Origin of the sequence: Wenzhouxiangella marina (assembly GCF_001187785.1) — a bacterium.
GTDB classification, from domain to species: domain Bacteria; phylum Pseudomonadota; class Gammaproteobacteria; order Xanthomonadales; family Wenzhouxiangellaceae; genus Wenzhouxiangella; species Wenzhouxiangella marina.
Genome location: NZ_CP012154.1, coordinates 2,828,021 through 2,846,339, shown reverse-complemented (window position 1 = coordinate 2,846,339; position 18,319 = coordinate 2,828,021). Strand labels below are relative to the sequence as shown.

16 protein-coding genes are annotated in these 18,319 nt (G+C 58.8%); all 16 read left to right on the top strand.

Annotated elements, in window-relative coordinates:
- Nucleotides 1–6 precede the first annotated feature (6 nt).
- Nucleotides 7–744 carry an acyltransferase gene (locus WM2015_RS15650; RefSeq protein WP_211260931.1) on the top strand — a complete coding sequence of 246 codons (738 nt, stop codon included), beginning with the start codon at nt 7–9 and terminating at the stop codon, nt 742–744.
- Between the two features lie 224 nt (nt 745–968).
- Complete coding sequence (locus WM2015_RS16375) at nt 969–1,730, top strand: WxcM-like domain-containing protein (protein ID WP_082169707.1); 762 nt, start codon at nt 969–971, stop codon at nt 1,728–1,730.
- The gene (locus WM2015_RS12135) at nt 1,727–2,827 is read left to right on the top strand and encodes a DegT/DnrJ/EryC1/StrS family aminotransferase (protein ID WP_049726292.1); all 1,101 of its coding nucleotides are present in this window, start codon (nt 1,727–1,729) and stop codon (nt 2,825–2,827) included. The genes WM2015_RS16375 and WM2015_RS12135 overlap by 4 nt, the downstream gene beginning before the upstream one ends.
- Complete coding sequence (locus WM2015_RS12130; RefSeq protein ID WP_049726291.1) at nt 2,824–4,332, top strand: O-antigen translocase; 1,509 nt, start codon at nt 2,824–2,826, stop codon at nt 4,330–4,332. The genes WM2015_RS12135 and WM2015_RS12130 overlap by 4 nt, the downstream gene beginning before the upstream one ends.
- Nucleotides 4,311–5,381, top strand: coding sequence for a glycosyltransferase (locus tag WM2015_RS15640; protein ID WP_082169704.1), 1,071 nt, complete (start codon nt 4,311–4,313; stop codon nt 5,379–5,381). The genes WM2015_RS12130 and WM2015_RS15640 overlap by 22 nt, the downstream gene beginning before the upstream one ends.
- Before the next feature lie 220 nt (nt 5,382–5,601).
- On the top strand, nt 5,602–6,498 hold the full coding sequence (locus WM2015_RS15635) for an FkbM family methyltransferase (protein ID WP_082169702.1): 897 nt from the start codon (nt 5,602–5,604) through the stop codon (nt 6,496–6,498).
- Between the two features lie 29 nt (nt 6,499–6,527).
- Entirely contained in the window at nt 6,528–7,625 is a 1,098-nt protein-coding gene (locus WM2015_RS12115; RefSeq protein WP_049726288.1) for a glycosyltransferase, read from the top strand.
- Entirely contained in the window at nt 7,622–8,827 is a 1,206-nt protein-coding gene (locus WM2015_RS12110) for a glycosyltransferase (RefSeq protein WP_049726287.1), read from the top strand. The genes WM2015_RS12115 and WM2015_RS12110 overlap by 4 nt, the downstream gene beginning before the upstream one ends.
- Nucleotides 8,828–9,255: 428 nt before the next feature.
- A complete protein-coding gene (locus tag WM2015_RS16070) occupies nt 9,256–9,936 on the top strand; it encodes a glycosyltransferase family 4 protein (protein ID WP_169751170.1) in 681 nt (226 codons plus the stop codon).
- Nucleotides 9,936–10,985, top strand: a complete 1,050-nt coding sequence (locus tag WM2015_RS12100) for an EpsG family protein (RefSeq protein ID WP_049726285.1) — start codon at nt 9,936–9,938, stop codon at nt 10,983–10,985. The genes WM2015_RS16070 and WM2015_RS12100 overlap by 1 nt, the downstream gene beginning before the upstream one ends.
- Nucleotides 10,985–12,163 (top strand): carboxylate--amine ligase, encoded by a 1,179-nt coding sequence (locus WM2015_RS12095; protein WP_156201153.1) that lies wholly within the window; start codon nt 10,985–10,987, stop codon nt 12,161–12,163. Before WM2015_RS12100 ends, WM2015_RS12095 begins: the two co-directional genes overlap by 1 nt.
- Nucleotides 12,160–12,999: a carbohydrate deacetylase gene (locus WM2015_RS12090; RefSeq protein WP_049726283.1), complete on the top strand. Its 840-nt coding sequence runs from the start codon at nt 12,160–12,162 to the stop codon at nt 12,997–12,999. Before WM2015_RS12095 ends, WM2015_RS12090 begins: the two co-directional genes overlap by 4 nt.
- Entirely contained in the window at nt 12,986–14,146 is a 1,161-nt protein-coding gene (locus WM2015_RS12085; RefSeq protein WP_169751169.1) for a glycosyltransferase family 4 protein, read from the top strand. The genes WM2015_RS12090 and WM2015_RS12085 overlap by 14 nt, the downstream gene beginning before the upstream one ends.
- Nucleotides 14,143–15,312, top strand: coding sequence for a LegC family aminotransferase (locus WM2015_RS12080; protein WP_049726281.1), 1,170 nt, complete (start codon nt 14,143–14,145; stop codon nt 15,310–15,312). Before WM2015_RS12085 ends, WM2015_RS12080 begins: the two co-directional genes overlap by 4 nt.
- A 381-nt stretch (nt 15,313–15,693) precedes the next feature.
- A complete protein-coding gene (locus tag WM2015_RS12075) occupies nt 15,694–16,455 on the top strand; it encodes a YdcF family protein (RefSeq protein ID WP_049726280.1) in 762 nt (253 codons plus the stop codon).
- Entirely contained in the window at nt 16,452–18,281 is a 1,830-nt protein-coding gene (locus WM2015_RS12070; RefSeq protein WP_049726279.1) for an ABC transporter ATP-binding protein, read from the top strand. Before WM2015_RS12075 ends, WM2015_RS12070 begins: the two co-directional genes overlap by 4 nt.
- The last annotated feature ends 38 nt before the right edge of the window (nt 18,282–18,319 follow it).

Below are 18,319 nucleotides of genomic sequence, written 5' to 3'. Positions count from 1 at the left end.
AATCCCGTGATTGATATAACGAGTGAAGTTAGGGTCTCGAACAAGGCGGTTGTCGAGGCCAGGGAAATTGGTGAAGGCACTGTCATAGGTGAATTTGCCATTGTGCGTGCTGGCGCCAGATTAGGGAGAAATGTCCGAATTCATCCAAACGTGATCATCGAAGACGGTGTGCAATTGGGGGATGATGTCGAGGTGTTTCCGGGAGCATTCTTGGGTAAAGAGCCCAAAGGTGCCGGTGCAACTTCGAGGCCGATTAAGTACGAGAAGCAGCTATCGGTAGGCGCGGGTTGTTCAATCGGCCCGAATGCGGTGATTTTTTATGATGTCACCATAGGTTCTGGCACGCTGATTGGAGATGGAGCATCAATCAGGGAGGGCTGCACGATTGGTCAATCCTGCATAGTCAGTCGTTACGTAACGGTCAACTATGCAACATCGATCGGCAATCGCGTCAAGGTCATGGATTTGACCCACCTTACTGGAAACATGTTGATAGAGGATGACGTCTTTATAAGTACAATGGTTGGCTCAGCCAATGACAACTTGATTGGTCGCGGTGGCTATTCACAAGAGCTTTGCCAAGGTCCAATTTTGCGCAAAGGCTGTGTCATTGGGGCAGGCGCAACCCTTCTTCCCGCAGTAGAGGTCGGTGAAGGAGCGACTGTTGCCGCAGGCGCAGTCGTAACGCGTGACGTGCTTCAGAATGCCTTGGTAGCCGGTATTCCAGCAAGAGTCATGAGATGAGGCCTGCCATTTCCGGGGGCGACGATTTATCGAGAATCGAGAAAGACAGAGGAGCCCTGGCTCTCTTCGAAGACGGTCGGTATGTTTGTCATTGAGATCAAACGATTCTATTGCTTCCACGATGATCCAATGGGCGCAAGTATAGGGGGCATGCTCATCAGGCTCTGGAGTAGGTTGTTTCTGAGCGGTCGGTCAGCGGAAATCCACAAGGGGAGTATTAAAGGATGATCGAAAAGATCCAGGATTGCTTCATTCCTGAGGGCTCAATAATCGCCGAATCGGTGACATTTGGTCCAAGGGTTGTCCTTGCCGGGGAGGGAATTATCATTCGATCAAATGTGCGGATTGATGCGGCTGCAGTGATCGGCGCCGATGTAACGATCGGACAAGGCGCATGGGTCCAAGCCGGCTCTGTGGTCCTTCGATCTGTTCCACCGAATGCTATTGTCCAAGGAAACCCGGCACAGGTCGTCGGCTATCGTGATGGAGATGGCACCCAGCGCGGACCAGATCCGAAACACGTTGATATTCACGCCTTCAACCATTTGCCGCGACCCACGCGCGTCAATTTGGGCGTAGGTATGTCCAAGCTATTTCTCATGCGACGAATCCTTGATGTGCGAGGGGCGCTAAGTGTGGGGGAACTGCCGAACGAGGTCCCCTTCGTGCCGGCCCGCTACTTTGTAGTATTCGATGTTCCGTCCATGGAAATTCGCGGTGAACATGCTCATAAGCATTGCCAACAATTTCTGATTTGCCTACACGGCTCGTGCCGAGTGCTTTTGGATGATGGTAAAAACCGCTGCGAAGTGACACTTGATCGGCCGGATATGGGGGTTTTTATGCCTGAAATGATCTGGGGTACACAATATCGATACAGCCCAGATGCCGTTCTGCTTGTTTTTGCATCCAGAACTTACGAACCCGAGGACTATCTTCGAACCTACGACGATTTTCTAAAGGAAATTGAAAGGCGCAAAGCGTGATAGTTCCCTTTCTTGATCTAGGTGCGGCCTATCGCGAACTTAGGCCAGGAATCGATGCAGCCGTTGCACGTGTGCTTCAGAGCGGTTGGTACATTGGTGGGGTAGAGGTCGAAGCCTTCGAGGCTGAGTGGGCAGAATACTGCGAAGCTCGATACTGCGTAGGCGTTGGCAACGGCCTCGATGCGCTTGTTCTTGCGCTGCGTGCTTGCGGTGTCGGTCCCGGCGACGGCGTCGTCGTGCCTTCCAATACCTACATCGCAACCTGGCTTGCAGTCAGTGCAGTGGGCGCAACCATTCAGCCTGTTGAGCCCGACCCTCAGACGTACAACATCACACCAGAAAAGATCGAGGCCGCGATCACGTCGGCTACCCGCGCGATCCTGCCGGTTCATCTCTATGGCCAGCCTGCAGAGATCGACAAGATTGCTGAGCTCGCGAAGATGCGGGGGTTGAAGCTGATTGAGGACGCCGCTCAAGCGCACGGCGCAAAGTGTCGCGGACGACGCATCGGCTCACATGGGGATGCGGTCTGCTGGAGCTTTTACCCGGGAAAGAATCTGGGAGCCATGGGTGATGCTGGCGCGGTCACGACCAACGATGCGGCGATCGCCGACCGTATCCGGATTCTGGGCAACTACGGCTCGGCGCGGAAATACGTCAACGAGGAGCGGGGGGTCAACTCTCGCCTCGACCCGATCCAGGCTGCCGTCCTCCGCGTCAAGCTGGAGGTGCTCGACGAATGGACCGAGCGGCGACGGGAAATCGCCAGAATCTACTCGGAGCGGCTTGCGGATACGGGTCCGACTCTGCCTTTCGTGCCCGGCTGGGCCGATCCGGTTTGGCATCTGTATGTGGTCCAGAGCGCCGAGCGCGACCGATTGCAACAGCGACTTACTGAGGCCGGAATCGGAACGCTGATCCACTACCCGATCGCGCCGCATCGCCAGCAGGCCTATGCCGATCTTGAATTGCCTGAGGGCAGTCTGCCCATTGCCGAACAGCTTGCGGCGAACGTGATGAGCCTGCCGATGGGGCCGCAACTCTCACCAACAGCCGCGTACGAAGTCATCGAGGCCGTTCGAGCCGCCACTCAGTGAGCGAAAACTCCTACCGCACCATCCTGCGCGCCAGCTCGATCATCGGCGGGGCGTCGGTGATCAACATTCTTGCCGGCCTGGCCAAGATGAAGGCGGCTGCCGTTCTGCTCGGGCCGGCCGGGGTCGGGCTGGTCGGGCTGTATCAGAGCTTGATGCAAACTGCGGGTCAGGTAGCAGGTCTGGGAATCGCCAACTCCGGCACGCGGCAGGTCGCTGCCGCAGGCGCGGACGCCGGGGCAGAGGGCATCGCCGTTGTACGTCGGGCGCTGTTCTGGGGCACCTTGATTCAAGGCGTTGTCGGCGCATTGCTGTTCTGGCTGGCCAGCGAATGGATTGCGGCGCGATTCATCGATCAGCCGGAGCGTGCCATCGAAGTTGCCTGGCTGGCCCTGGGTGTGGGCCTGACGGTCGCGGCCGGGGCACAGATGGCGCTGCTGCGAGGCTTGCGCCGGATTGGCGATATCGCACGGATTCAGGTCGCCAACGGCATAATCGGTGCCGCGCTCGGCGTTGCGGCGCTGATGATCTGGGGCGAGCAGGGCCTGCTGGGGATGGTCCTGATCGCCCCTGTCGTAACGTTCCTGCTCGGGCATTACTACGTTCGCCGGCTTGAACCGGCTGCGGGAGAGGTTGCGGCTCCACGTGCCCTGGCAAAGGAATGGAGCGCGATGGCTCGTCTCGGCTTCGCGTTCATGATCAGTGGTCTGATCACGGTCGCCGGGCAGCTGGCGGTGCGCGTGCTGGTGCAGCGTGAACTTGGCACGGAGGCCCTGGGCCAGTTCCAGGCCGCCTGGACAATCGGCATGACTTATCTCACGTTCGTCCTCGGAGCAATGGGCACGGATTTCTATCCACGACTCGCAGCGGCCATTACCGAGCGGGAAGCCGCCGTCCGCCTGGTCAACGAACAGACCGAAGTCGCCGTGCTGCTGTGCGGGCCGGTGTTGATCGCCATGCTGGCACTCGCTCCCTGGGTGATTCGGCTGCTCTACACCGCCGAATTCGCCCCTGCCGTGGAGATCCTGCGCTGGCAATTGCTCGGCGACATCCTGAAAGTGATGGCCTGGCCGCTGGGATTTGTACTTCTAGCCGGTGCGGCAGGCAAGACCTTCGTCATCACCGAATCCGTCGCCATCGTCGTGCTGGTGTCAGGCGTTGCCGTCGCAATGCCGTTTATGGGCATTGCCGCGACAGGCGTTGCGTTCCTGGGCATGTACCTGATCTACCTGCCGCTGGTCCGCTGGCTGGGAGGCGTCCAGATCGGGTTTCGATGGAGCAGGGCAGTCAAGGCGCAGGCCATGCTGGTCATTCTGGCCGCCATCGCGGTGGAACTCGCTGCGCGTGTGTCGGACATCATCGGAGCAACGCTAGGCATATCGATCGCTTGCGCTTTGGCGGCTTGGTCTTTGATGCGATTATCATCAACCAGCGCCGCAACCGGGCGGCTCGCCCAAGTCGCCAAATTTGGAGAGAGATTGAGAATATGGATTCTGGCGCTGAGATAGCGGTTTATGGAAACAAGAATTTGCCCGAGGGAACCGCTGATCGCCCCCTGGTGACTTTTGCCGTATTTGCCTACAACCAGGAGAAGTACATTCGCGAGGCGGTCGAGGGCGCGTTCGCGCAGACCTATTCGCCGCTAGAGATAATCCTGTCGGACGATTGTTCGAGCGACCGCACCTTCGAGATCATAGCGGAGATGGCGAAAGCGTATCGCGGGCCGCATAAAGTTGTCATTAATCGCAACGTAGTTAACCTTGGTGTTCTTGGCCATGTGCGTAGGACAACCGAGTTAGCTCGTGGAAGATTTGTGGTAATGGCCGCAGGTGATGATATCTCCTATCCAGAAAGGAGCAGAACTTTGGTCGAGGCCTGGAAAAGCGGGGCAAACGCTATCTGCTCATCATGTGAGCTGATCGATGGTTCAGGTAAGGTCGTTCAAAGATATTGGGAGCCAAAGGATGACTCGCATTCAAGGTTGCATTGGGTGAAAGAAATTTCGTCGTCTGTATTTGTTTACGGCGCAAGCTCTGCGTATGATCGGAGCATTCTGGAAAAGCTTCCTGCAAGTGAGCTTCCCGTAATGAGTGAAGATGCACCACTTAACTTCATTGCGCAGTTGGAAGATTGCAAGATAATGCGTATCGCGAAACCTCTTGTTAAATATCGGATTCACGCTGAATCGATTTCGAAAAGTTCCGTTGTTAAGCCTGCGTGGTCTGCCGTTGAGGTGGCAGAAAAAGCGCGCCCGAACGAAATCAAAAGGCTAATAAATATTTTGTCATATATGAAAGAAATAGTTGCTCAAAATCAGAAATATGCTGATCGAATTGACGTTGCTCAACTTGACGAGCGCCTGGCATTTTCTCACCTCCAATTGGACTGGTATAAAGCATCAGATATAAGTTATAGATTAAGAGTGTTGAGGGAGGCGCCGTCTCAATATAAGCATTGGTTTTTATGTCGGACGTTTGGCCCAAGATTCTATATATTCTTGAAATTAATCTCTTTGAAAGTGAAGCGGGCCTTGCGTCCAGAACAAGCAAAAGGATAGTGTTTCTCCTGCGGGATCTCGCCAGCGGTGGCGCAGAGCGCGTCAGTCTTGATTTGGCGATTGAGTTTAAGCGGCTCGGGCACAAGGTTGAATTTGTCCTGATGAAGACACGGGGCGAGTTGCTCAAAGAGGCGCGCGAGTTGTTCAACAGGCGACCTCGATACCGGCAGCGAGCCGAATCGATATATACGCGCGAGACCACGATGAGGCAGCGACAGCCATGCTAAAACACCTTGCCAGAGCTATCTATGCTTCAATCCCCTTCAAGCCTGCAGCAATGCATGCGTTGCGACGAGTGTGGCGCCCGCCCGAGAGGATCTATCGTCACTTTCATTTCTGCGGACCATTCTCCCTCGATATGCCGAACGGCGCCAGTTTGCAACTACAGCATTTTGGCAATCAAGTGGAAAACGACCTGTTTTGGGCAGGCTTCGGGGCTGGTTGGGAACGGACTTCGCTCCTAACCTGGCTGTGGCTCATTCGTGATGCCACTACGATAATAGACATAGGTGCGAATACTGGGGTTTATGCTCTGAGTGCACAGGCGGCAAGGCCTGAGTCAGTTGTTATTGCTGTCGAGCCCCTGAGTCGCGTCTACAAGCGCCTTTTGCATAATATTTCGCTGAATGGATTTCGGACCCGCGCATTCAACGTCGCACTTTCAAATCACAGTTGTAACGTCTTACTTTTCGACCCAGGCGGGTCTCACGCATATTCCGCGTCGCTAAACCCAAAAATGCTGGGCGCAGACATGGAAGCGGTTTCAGTGCAGGCGCTTCGGCTTGATGATCTTCTTGAGACCGAAAATGTGGGGTCAGTTCAAGTAATGAAAATTGACGTCGAGATGCATGAACCGGAAGTGATCGAAGGTGCGAGTCGATGTATTGAGCGCGATCAGCCTGCGATGCTAATCGAGATTCTCAATGAAACTATAGGTATGCGCCTTGCCGCTGCGTTGCCCGGCTATGTGTTCTACCAGATTGACGAGCGGCTGGAAATGACAGATAAGCCTGGGAATTTAGCGGGCCGGAATTACCTTTTGCTTCCGCAACATGATCTGCGAGTCAATGAGCTTGGAGAAATCGCTGACATTCGCAGTTTGTGTGACTGGAGCTGAGATAAGAATAATCAGCAAGCCAGGCGCAAGTGAAATCGATCTCGATATTGCTTCCTGACCTCCGTGGCGGTGGGGCCGAGCACGTCAATCTTGATTTGGCTTATGAGTTCAAGCGGCTCGGTTGCGAAGTAGAATTCGTCCTGAAGCAGGCACGCGGCGAGCTGCTTGAGGAGGCGCGCGCGGGTTTTTCCATAGTTGACCTCGATACACCTCGCGTTCGTGCTCTGCCGTTGCCGCTTATCCGGTATCTGCGCCAAGCCCGACCTGACGCGCTTCTTGCTGCAATGTGGCCGTTGACGACTATTGCTGCCGTTACGGCACGTATGGCCGGACGGGGCATTCGAGTGTTGGTTTCTGAACACGGGGTCCTATCGTCTCAGTATTCAGGTCATGGGCGAATGCATCGTGCAGCCATGCGGCTTTCGACTGCGCTGGGCTACCGTTTGGCATCGGCCCGGATCGGCGTCTCGCACGGTGTTGCCCAGGACATGCGGCGCCTTGCCTTTCTTCGCGAAGGCGAAGTTCAGTTCATCCACAATCCTGTGCGGGATAGAGGATGCGATTCGATCACGGACACGGTACCAGCAGAATCGTTTTGGGGTAAACGCAAAGGTAAGCGAATTGTCACTGTCGGCAGATTGAAGGCCGTGAAGAATCACGCATTGCTTCTCCGCGGCTTCGCACGGCTTCTGGAGTCGACTCCGGCGACACTGATGCTGGTCGGTGCGGGTGAGTTGGAGGAGCATTTACGTCACCTCGCTAACGATCTGGGCGTGGCTGAGCAGGTGGTTTTTGCTGGCTTTCACGACGATCCGGCGCCTTTTTATGCAAGTGCAGATCTCTTCGTTTTGACATCGGACCGCGAAGGATTCGGGAATGTCATCGTGGAGGCCATGGCCCAGGGCACGCCCGTGGTATGCACCGATTGTCCTTTTGGTCCAGCAGAGATTCTCGAAGGCGGCCGGTTTGGACGGCTTGTCCCGGTCGGCGATGAAGTGGCTCTGGCCGAGGCCATGGGAGATGTGCTGGTGAATCCCCCGGACTCAGCCAATTTACGTCGCAGGGCGGCGGAGTTTGCGCCGGACATCGCTGCCCGAAAGTATCTGGAATTATTGTTCCCGACATGACAACGACTCTGTACCTCACCCGTAACGGCCTTTTGGAGCCGCTGGGTCAGAGCCAGGTTTTTTCTTATCTGCGCGGCTTGTCGGACGAGTTCCGGATTACGCTGATGACCAGTGAAAAAGCCGGGGATTGGGCCGACGCCGCGCGAATGATGGCGGCGCGGGAGATTTGTGTGGAACACTCGATCAACTGGCTGCCGCGCCGATTTCGCAGCGGCCCGAAACTGCTGGCTCCGGTCCTGAGCGTGCTAGGCATGGCCTGGCGCGCCTGGCGGCGAGTACGGCGCGATAACGTCGGTCTTGTCCACGCCCGGTCCTATCTTCCGGCCGCTGTCGCCTGGGTCGTCTGGCGCTTGACGGGAACGCCATTCATCTTCGATATGCGGGCGCTGTGGCCGGAAGAGATGATCACGGCGGGCCGGCTTCGGCGTGGATCTCTGGTTCATAAGGCGATTCTTCGGATCGAGCGGGTTTGCCTCCGGGATGCCGCGGCCGTGGTGTCTTTGACAAAGTCCGCTGTCGATTATCTGAGGCAGCAATATCCGACGGAGCTCGAAAATCAGCGCATCGAGGTAATCCCAACTTGTGCGGATCTTCAACGGTTCAACCTTTCTTCGAAAGCAAAGAGCGGGTCACGGGTGCATGGCTGTGTCGGGACGGTCTTGAGCGGTTGGTTCCGCCTTGATTGGTTGGCAGCATGGGTTCATGCCGTTGCCCTTTATGATGAAAATGCCACCTTCGAGATCGTCACTCGCGACGATCCGTGGCGAGTTCGCCAGGCGCTGGACCCTGACGGGACCCTGAGCGAACGGTTGCAGATCGGGCCTCGGCTGCCGGAGGAAATGCCCACTGTAGTCAGTAACCACGATGTTTCGGTGATGTTCTTCACCAGCGGCTTGAGCAAGCTGGGGAGTTGCCCGACCCGACTGGCCGAGGTCCTGGCCAGTGGGATTCCTGTGGTCGCGAACGAAGGGGTCGGTGACGTCGGGAAGATCATCTCCGAGAATCGGGTGGGTGTCTTGTTGAAGAGCGGAGATCCCTTGCAGATCGCTTCGTCGATCGAGGAGTTGGAATTGCTGCTGAAGGATCCTGAGTTGTCGAAACGGTGCAGGGAAACGGCCGAGCGGTTCTTTTCCTTGAAGTGGGGTGCCGCTCGCTATGCCGAGCTCTATCGACAGATAACGGCCGACCACTCACCGCGTTGAAGAGCCGAATGATCAGGGTGTTGTTTCTGACTCGATACCCCTACAGTGGGGCATCCAGTCGCTATCGAGTTTTCCAGTATCTCCCTTTCCTGGAGTCATTTGGAGTACAGGCCGAGGTCCAGAGTTTCATGGATGAGGAGATGTATCGGCTCAGTTTCTCAAAGGGTCGATTCGGTGCCAAGCTTTCGCGGACAATGCTCGCGGTTGCAAAGCGAGTTTTCGCAGCCTGGAGTGGGCGGAGATTCGACGTCGTAGTCCTTCAGCGCGAGCTCCTGCCTTTCGGTCCCCCGTTGTTGGAGCGTTGGTTGAGCTCTCGGGTGGGACTTGTTTTTGATTATGATGACGCACTCTTCATAGCAAAGCCTAGCCGTTTCAACCCTCTGGCTACCTTCTTTCGCTCCCCCCGGAAGACGATGGAGCTCTTTCGGGTGGCAGATCGTGTCCTTGCCGGGAATGATTGGTTGAGAGAGCAGGCGATGGGGATGGGGGCAAACGCCGTTACTCTGGAGGTGGCGGAAGATGTCAACCGCTTCAAAGCGCGTGACTCTGCCAGAAACGGAATTGATTCATCAAGGATCGTTGTTGGCTGGCTCGGTTCGACATCGACAGTCAAGTATCTGACTGCTATTCAGCCCGCGCTCAAGCAGATCGCCTCTCGCTTTCCGCAGGTGCAATTCAAGCAGATGGGCGGTGGCGATTTCTGGATGGAGGGCGTGCCCTGGGAGCGTCTGGATTGGAGCTTTGAAGGAGAAGTTGGGGCCTTGCTGGATTTCGATGTCGGACTGATGCCGCTGCCCAACGAGCCCTGGGCACTCGGCAAGTCCGGCGGGAAGGCAAGGACCTACATGGCTGCCGGCGTGGTCCCGGTTTGCTCAGCGATCGGATACAACCTCAAGCTAATCGACCATGAGCGCACGGGTTTCCTCTGCAATTCCGAATCGGATTGGGTCGGAAGCCTTGCTCGATTGATCGAAGACACCAGGCTGCGTCAGCGCATGGCCCGAGCCGCAAGAATAGAGGTGGCCGAACGCTTTGCGCCCCAGGATATCGCCCGAAAACTGGCCGCGAATCTGCACGCAGTCGCAGATCAGAGAAGAAAAGCAGTCTGATGGCTACCTATTTGGTGCTTTTCTGGACAAGCGCGCTGGCCGCTCTCCAGATTCGGAGGAAGCGAAGCGCACGGATTGCCCTCTGGGTGATGGTGGCTGTGCTCGTTTTCTTTGCCGGCACCCGCTTCGAGGTTGGTTGTGATTACACCGGCTATCTGCTTCGCTTCGAGAATTTCTATCTTGAAGAGACTTGGACTTCCTTGCTATCTGAAGCGGAGTCGGGCTTTCATCTGCTGAATTTTGCCCTGATCGAAGGGGGCTTCGATTACGAAGCTCTGATTCTGGTCTCTTCCGTGATTTATCTGCTCTGTCTCCTGCGATTTTCGAAGCTGAGTGAGCGTCCATTGGACGTGCTCGTGCTGATGTTTCCCATCTTGGTAGTGCAGCTGGGTATGTCCGGACTCCGTCAGGCGCTGGCGCTCGGTTTCCTATTGCTTTCACTAGCCGCCTTTGTGGAGAAGCGAACTTTTGTTTCGGCCTTCTGGATCCTGTTCGGCTCATTCTTTCACGCCTCAGTGCTCATTTTCTTGCCCATCGCGCTGCTTGCAAGAAGAGAGATTTCCTTTGTTCGGTTATCAGCGGCCATATTGGTTCTGGGGCCGATCGCAGCCTTCTTGATGGGGGAGCGCGTTGAATTGTACGAAGCAAGGTATATCGAACAGGAATTCGGCGAAAATTCCTCTTCCGGTGCCTGGTTCAGATACGCAATTGCCATCGTTCCATTTGTAGTCTTCGAGTGGAAACGGAAACTGGTCGAGCGTAACCATCCCAGGCTCTATCCCCTTCTGCGGCTTTTCTCGCTCATTGCCTTCAGCTTGCCATTGGTTGGCTTGATTTCTTCGGTCGCTCTGCATCGACTTGGATTCTATGTCATGCCGGTCAGTATCCTGACGCTTGTGTGTATAGCGCACAGTGTGTTCGCGCCAGGAAGCAGGAAAATCGCCGTGTTCCTTCCATTTCTGGCGTACGGACTCTACCTCTTTGTCTGGTTCAGTCAATCGCGACATGCGGCTTCCTGCTATGTCCCCTACCAGAGCTGGATGATTTGATGCGCAACACTCCGCTTGCGGTTGTTCTGGGGTCTTCCCCCACCGCGCTATATGCAGTGCGCGAATTGTCGGCTTCCGGATATAGGGTAGCGTTGTTGGATCAGAGCAAGGGCTGTGCCTGGTATTCCAGATTGATCAACGCAGGCCGATATCAAGGGTCCCTGGGGGCGGTCGTCGATAAGTTGAGTGAGATACAGCCGGCTGGCAGGCAGGAGGGGGTTGTTCTCGTGCCCACCAATGACTTCTTCATCGAGCAACTGATCAATAGTTGCGACCACCTTGTTTCCCGCTTCCGATTTTTCGATTGCTATCGAAGTGTCGCCGGTAAGCTTCTGGACAAGGCTTTATTTTACGAGTGTTGTCGCGAGCATGGTGTAGCGACGCCAACAGTCTGGCGCGTTCGCCGCGCGGCTGATGTGGAAGCCATCACTGACCAACTGATCTTTCCGTGCATTCTGAAGCCCGAGTTGATTCACAAGGCTAGGCATCGACTCGCGGGAAAAAAGCTGTTGGTTCTGAGGAGTCGCTCGGACTTGTCTGCTGCAGTAAATGTGCTGGCTGGAGATACTGGCAATTGGTTGGTCCAGGAGCTGATTCCGGGTCCAGAGTCGGACATTCGGCTGGTTGCGTTGGCGTTCGGAAGTGAAGGGCAGCTTCTGTCCCGATTCTCTGGCCGGAAGTTGCGGCAGTATCCCGCAGGCTTTGGATCGGCCTCTCTTGTGTCGTCCGAGCGATGTCTCGAGTCAGAGGAGATCGCTGTCGATTTTCTCAGGGCTCTCGCCTACAAGGGGGTTTGCGGCGCCGAGTTCAAGCGCGATCCCAGAGATGGCAGGCTCAAGCTGATTGAGATCAACCCGAGGCCAACGCTGTGGTTCCAGATTGCAAAGGACAGCGGCAGGTCGATTCTTGCTAGTGCTGTCGATGAACTCATGGGGCGCCCATCTTGCGAGGGGGCGATTCAGCAGTCCGATGTGCTTTGGAGGTACCTGTTCAAGGACTTGGCCGCAGCCCGTTTCTACAAGTCTCCCCCGCGCGAGTTTCCCCTGCCAGCGCCGGATCTGGAAAGCGCACGGGATGTTCGGGGTAGGTCCTGGCCAGTTTTTTCCTGGAGTGATCCGATGCCAGCAGTGATGGAGCCCTTCGGCTTTGTGAGAAAGGCGATGGGCCGCTGGCGATGAGTCTGCTGATCGTCAATGCCGACGATTTCGGTCTGAACGAGTCCAGTAATCTGGGCATCATCGACTGTTATGAAAGGAATGCACTGACTAGCGCTACTCTGATCGCGAATGGATCGGCCTTTGATCAGGCAGTGTCGTTGAGTGCCGAGAATCCAGGTCTTGGTGTTGGTCTCCACTTCAATCTCACCTGGGGCAGGCCGATTTCCCAAGCTGCTTCGGTGCATTCCCTTGTGAATCGGGACGGTGAATTCCGTGACCGAAAGTCCTTGCTTGCTCGAGCTGCTCTGGGCATGGTCAATGCATTGCATATAGAGAAGGAGCTGCACGCTCAGTATCAGCGGCTGCTAGACGCCGGGATCCAGCCGACGCATATCGACAGTCATCAGCATGTCCATGGATCGCCAGCGATCTTCGGTGTTGTTGCGAGATTTTGCGAGGGCAAACAACTCGGATTGCGCGTGCCATGGGTCAGTAAAGGACCTACGCGAAGTCCCGCCAGGTCGCTGCGTAGGGCGGTGCTGAAGCGGATGATCGATTCCGCAACTAGGCCTTGGCGGGGCAAGTTGAAATGGAATGATCAGATCATCAGTGTGTTTGACTTGCCCCGAATTCCGGAGGTCTTGACCGATGAGCACTACAGAGGCTTATTGGGTGGGTTGGACGGCCGGGTCTATGAATTGATGGTTCATCCAGTCAGGTCAGCGGCACGAATGAGGGGATTTACCTCGATCGGTGAAATCGCTGAGGCTGAATACCGCTACCTAGTGCAGGGCACGCTAAGAGCGATTGCAAAAGAGTACGGGTTCAAGCTGGGGACCTACCGTGATATTCACTGACTTGAAGGTGCTTTTTTTCGCCAATACCGATTGGTATCTGTACAACTTTCGAAGGCGCTTGATAGATTCGGCGGGCGAACACTTCGGAACCCTGGCGTGTGTCTCGCCACCTGGTCCCTTCGGCCAGAAGTTATTCGAAGAGGGCTTCGACTGGCAGCCGCTCCCCTTCCGCCGTCAGAGCAAGTCGGCAATGTTGCGGTCAAGCCTGGCCTCCCGTCGCTTTCTGTCTCGATTGATCGATGACTTCCAGCCTTCCATCATCCACTCCTTCACCCTGACCTCGATTTTGCTGACCTGGATGGCATCGTTGGGCAGGGACTGCGTCCGAATCAACGCGGTCACGGGCATGGGCTATGCCTTTACCGGGCAGTCGTTCAAGCATCGCCTGCTGCGCCTCGGACTGCGTCCGTTGATCCGAAGGGCGCTGAATTCCAAGGACGCCTGGACCGTCGTCCAGAACCCCACCGACCAGGCCACGATGCTCGAGCAGTTCAAGCTGGACCCGGCGCGGGTGCGCCTGATTCCCGGCTCGGGTGTGGACGTCGATCGTTTTGCGCCGGCCTCACGTGCTCGTTCGGGCTCGGGGCTGCGGGTCGGTCTGCTGGCGCGCCTGCTGCACGACAAGGGTGTCGGGGAATTCATCGAGGCCGCTCGTGCGCTTCATGAGCAGTTTCCACAAGTCGAGTTCCTGATTGCCGGCGACCCGGACCCGGGCAATCCGGCAGCGATCGATCAGCGCACGCTGGCGCGCTGGCGGGGCCTGCCCAACGTCGAGTTCACCGGCCATGTGGATGATGTGCCGTCCTTCCTGAATTCCCTGGACGTGTTCGTGTTGCCCAGTTATCGCGAGGGTCTGTCGCGTAGCCTGATCGAGGCCGGTGCCTGTGGTCTGCCGCTGGTGACCACCGACGTGCCCGGTTGCCGGGACGTGGTCGACGACGGTGTGCAGGGCCGGGTGGTGCCCGCCCGTGATGGCCGGGCCCTGGCCGATGCGATCCGCACCCTGCTGGAAGACGAGCACTTGCGCCAGCAAATGGGAAGAGCTGCCCGCGAGCGGGTGGTTCGGGAATTCTCCGACGAGACCGTCAACGAAGCGACCCTGGCCCTGTATCGCGAAGTGCTGGCGGAACGCGCGGCGAGGCCATGAAGCCGGCGATCCAGTCGTCTCTGATCGATGAGCTCGCGGCACGGGTCCGCGCGGAGTTCGGGGCAGGCGATTTCATTCCCTTGCACGACACGAGGCTGGGTGCGCTCGAGGCCGAGGCTGTCGCCGAGGTGCTGGCCTCAGGCCAGGTGTCCACGATCGGTGAGGCAGTGTCGGCCTTCGAGCAGGCGCTGGCGGCAGTGACCGGTGCGCCGCATGCGGTGGCCACCAACAGCGGGACCGCGGCCCTGCACACCGCTTTGATGGTCGCCGGCGTCATGCCGAATGACGAGGTCATCATCCAGTCCCTGGCTTTCATCGCGCCCTGCAACGCCATCCGCTACTGCCAGGCCCACCCGGTGTTCGTGGATGTGGATGAAGACACCCTTGGCATGTCGCCGGCCAGCCTGGCGGCCTGGCTGGAGGCCAACGCGGAAGTGCGCGGGGATGGGCGCTGCTGGAACCGGTTTACCGGCCACATCATCCGCGCCTGTGTGCCCGTGCATACCCTGGGCCACCCGCCGCGCATGGACGAGATCGTGGCGGTCTGCCGCCAGTGGCGCCTGCGGGTCGTCGAGGACGCCGCCGAGGCCATGGGCTCGCGTTATCAGGATCGGCATGCGGGCCGGCATGGCGACATCGGGGTGTTCAGCTTCAACGGCAACAAGACGGTCACTTCGGCTGCCGGCGGGGCCCTGGTCACCGATGATGAGGAGCTGGCCGCGCGCGCGCTTCATCTCACCACGCTTGCCAAGCAGGACGAGCCCTGGCACTACCGCTACGACGAGATCGGTTACAACTACCGCATGCCGGCGCTGAACGCCGCCCTGGGCCTGGCGCAGCTGAGCCGCCTGGAGGACTTCGTCGAGCGCAAGCGCGCGCTGGCCGAACGCTACGCCGAGTGGTTCGATGGCACGCCCTATCGCTTCCTTCGCGAGCCCGCCCAGGCGCGCTCCAACTACTGGTACAACGCCTTTCTCGCCGACGGCCAAGCGACCCGCGATGCCTTCCTCGAGGGCCTGAACGCCCAGGGCATCATGGCCAGGGCCATCTGGACGCCCATGCACAAGCTGGAGTTCTATCGGGCCTGCGCTCGCGGCGATCTGCCGGTGACGGAGGATATCTTTTCGCGCCTGGTCACGATTCCTTCCAGCGTGCCACCTCAATGAAGCGACCTGATCACGTATCAATCTCGGCCTTCGAAAAGCGCAACCGCAGATTACACAGATTGCGCAGACAGAGAGACCCTTCGTCATGGCGCCCGTACGTTCCTCCTGTCCGCTCAGCATCCTTGCTTGATGAATCTGCGCTCATCTGCGCAATCTGCGGTTCGAACTTTTCAGGGAATGGCTGAGTCTCGTGCGTAATCAGGCAAAGCGATGACGAGCAGGGAACCGGATCGAGTCGCCGTGTTTGCAGCGGACCTCGATGAGAAGTCGATCGAACTGTTGCGAGTGACGAGACCCCCGGAAGAAGCAAGACTCTTCAATGTTGAACTCGAGTCTGTTGAAGACGGACAGGCTGCGTCGCTGTCCGATCCATAGAACGAATTGGCCGAACTGCTGGATTTTCTGATCTATCCGCTGGGCACCTTCTTCGCGGCACTGCTTCTGGGCCTGCTGCTGCTTTTTCTGCGGCGGCGCGCCTGGGGCGCGATCTGCATGGCGGCAGGCCTGGCCTGGCTGACGATCTGGTCCATGCCCCTGTTTTCCGACTGGGCGATCGAGCGCTTCGAGGCCGCCTATCCGCCGCAGGCGGCCGAGGTCGTCGAGCCGGCTCAGGCCATCGTGGTCCTGGGCGGCGGACTGTTCCATCGCCAGGGCTGGGTCTATCCCGACGGCAATGTCGCGGTGGATCGCTACTGGCATGCGGCGCGTCTGTACCAGGCGGGCCGGGCGCCGCTGATCGTCGTGGCCGGCGGCCATTCGCCGGATCGCCAGGGCCAGACCAGCGAGGCGGAGGCCGGTCGAGCCTATCTGCTTGCTCTGGGCGTGCCGAACGAGGCCATCGTGCTGGAAAGCGAATCCTCGACCACCCATGAGAACGCCATCAATGTCGCCGCGCTGGCCCGTGTCCGGGGGTGGGATGAGCTCATTCTGGTGACCTCGGCCCTGCACATGCGGCGTTCCCTGGCCGCGTTTCGTTCGGCCGGGCTCGATCCGGTGCCCGCGGCGACCGATTACCACTGGGGCGAGACCACGGGTTCCTGGACCCGCAACCTGCTGCCCAATGCGAATTCGCTGCGGGACAGCACGCGTTTGATCCACGAAATCGTCGGCCTCTGGTACTACCGGCTGAAGGGCTGGGCATGACCTCCGATCGCGCCAGGTCACCCTGGGCCACGCTGCGGCGAGCCATGCGCCTGGTCTGGACGGCGTCGCCTGCCTGGTCGATGCTGTCCAGCGGCCTGATGCTGCTCGAGATCCTGGCCGGTCTGGCGGTGCTGGTGCTGGTCAAGAGCCTGGTCGATACCTGGACGGGGGGCGATGTCCTGCTGGAGCAGGCCGCTTCGGTCGCCAGCCTGGTGCGATCGCTGGCGGTGATCGCCGCGGCCCTCCTGTCCCTGCTGGTGTTCCGTACCCTGGCCGGGCTGGCCCGCGAGGCCCAGTCGTCGGTCGTCGCCGAGCACCTGCAGGATCGTATCCAGGCCCAGGCCATCCGTGCCGACCTGGCCTTCTTCGAGAGCCCGGCCTATTTCGATTCCCTGCAGCGCGCGCGCCGCGCCGGCGTGCAGCGGCCCGCCCAGATCACCGGCAATCTGCTGCTGGCCCTGGGCAGTCTGGGCCTGATGGTCGGCCTGGCCAGCCTGATCTTCACCATCAATGTCTGGCTGTTGGCCTTGCTGCTCGCGGCTCTGCTGCCGGCACTGACCGTACGCCTGGTCTTCGCCCGGCGCGTGCACGCCTGGGCGGCCACCCAGGCCGAGGCGGAGCGCAGGGCCTCCTACCTGGACTGGCTGTTGACCAGCGATCTGCCGGCCAGGGAAGTGCGGGCCTATCGCCTGGGCTCGGTCCTGCGGGAGCGCTTCGCGAGCATCATGCGGGGTCTACGGCAGCGGCGCCTGGCCTTCAATCGCCGTCGCAGCCTGCTGGAGCTGTCGATCTCGGTGCTGGCGGCGCTGGCCTTCTTCGCGGCCCTGGCCGTCACCGCTTTCGGCGCCAGGGAAGGGCGCCAGACCCTGGGCGATCTGGTGCTGCTGGTGCTGGTCTTCCAGCGGGCGCAGACGGCCGCGCAGGGCTTGATCGGCCAGCTGGGTCGCGTCTACGAGGATCAGCTGTATCTCAAGTGGGTGTTCGAGTTTCTCGATCACCGGCCGCGCCTGGTCAGCCCGCCGGCGCCGACCGCGCTGGCGACGGAGGAGGTGCCCCGTTTGCGCGTCGAGGGACTGAGTTTCCGTTATCCGGGCTCCGACCGAGCGGTTCTCGAAGGCGTCGACCTGGAGTTGCCGCCGGGCCGCATCGTCGGCCTGATGGGGGCCAATGGCTCGGGCAAGAGCACCCTGGTCAAGCTGCTGTGCCGGCTCTACGACCCGCAGGACGGCAGGATCAGCCTGGATGGCGTCGACCTGCGGGAACTCGATCTCGATGAAGTCCGTCGCCGCATCGGGGTGGTCTTCCAGGATTTCGGTCGCTATGCCGACACCGTGAGCAACAACATCCGCTTCGGCCACGTCGATGGCCCGGAGCGTGATGACGCGATCCGACAGGCCGCGATCCGTGCCGGCGCCGACGAATTCATCCAGCGCCTGCCGAAGGGCTACGAGACCCTGCTGGGCCGCAGCTTCCAGTCGGGACAGGAGATCAGCGTCGGGCAATGGCAGCGCATCGCTCTGGCTCGCGCTCTGCTCGGGCCCAGCCGGATTCTGCTCCTGGACGAGCCGAGCAGCGCGCTGGATCCGGAGGCCGAATTCGAGTTGTTCCAGAACTTTCGCGAGCGCCTCGAGGGGCGCTCGGTCCTGCTGATCAGTCACCGCCTGTCCACGCTCTGCCGGACCGATTACATCCATGTGCTCGATCGAGGCCGTATCGTCGAGCAGGGCAGCCATGCGGAACTGATCGAGGCCGATGGGCGCTACCGACAGGCCTTCGAGCGTCAGGCGAGCGTGTTTCGACAGTTCGAACGACGACTTGCCCGATGAGTTGCCGGTGAGTAGCCGATGAGTTGCCGCGAGGCTTG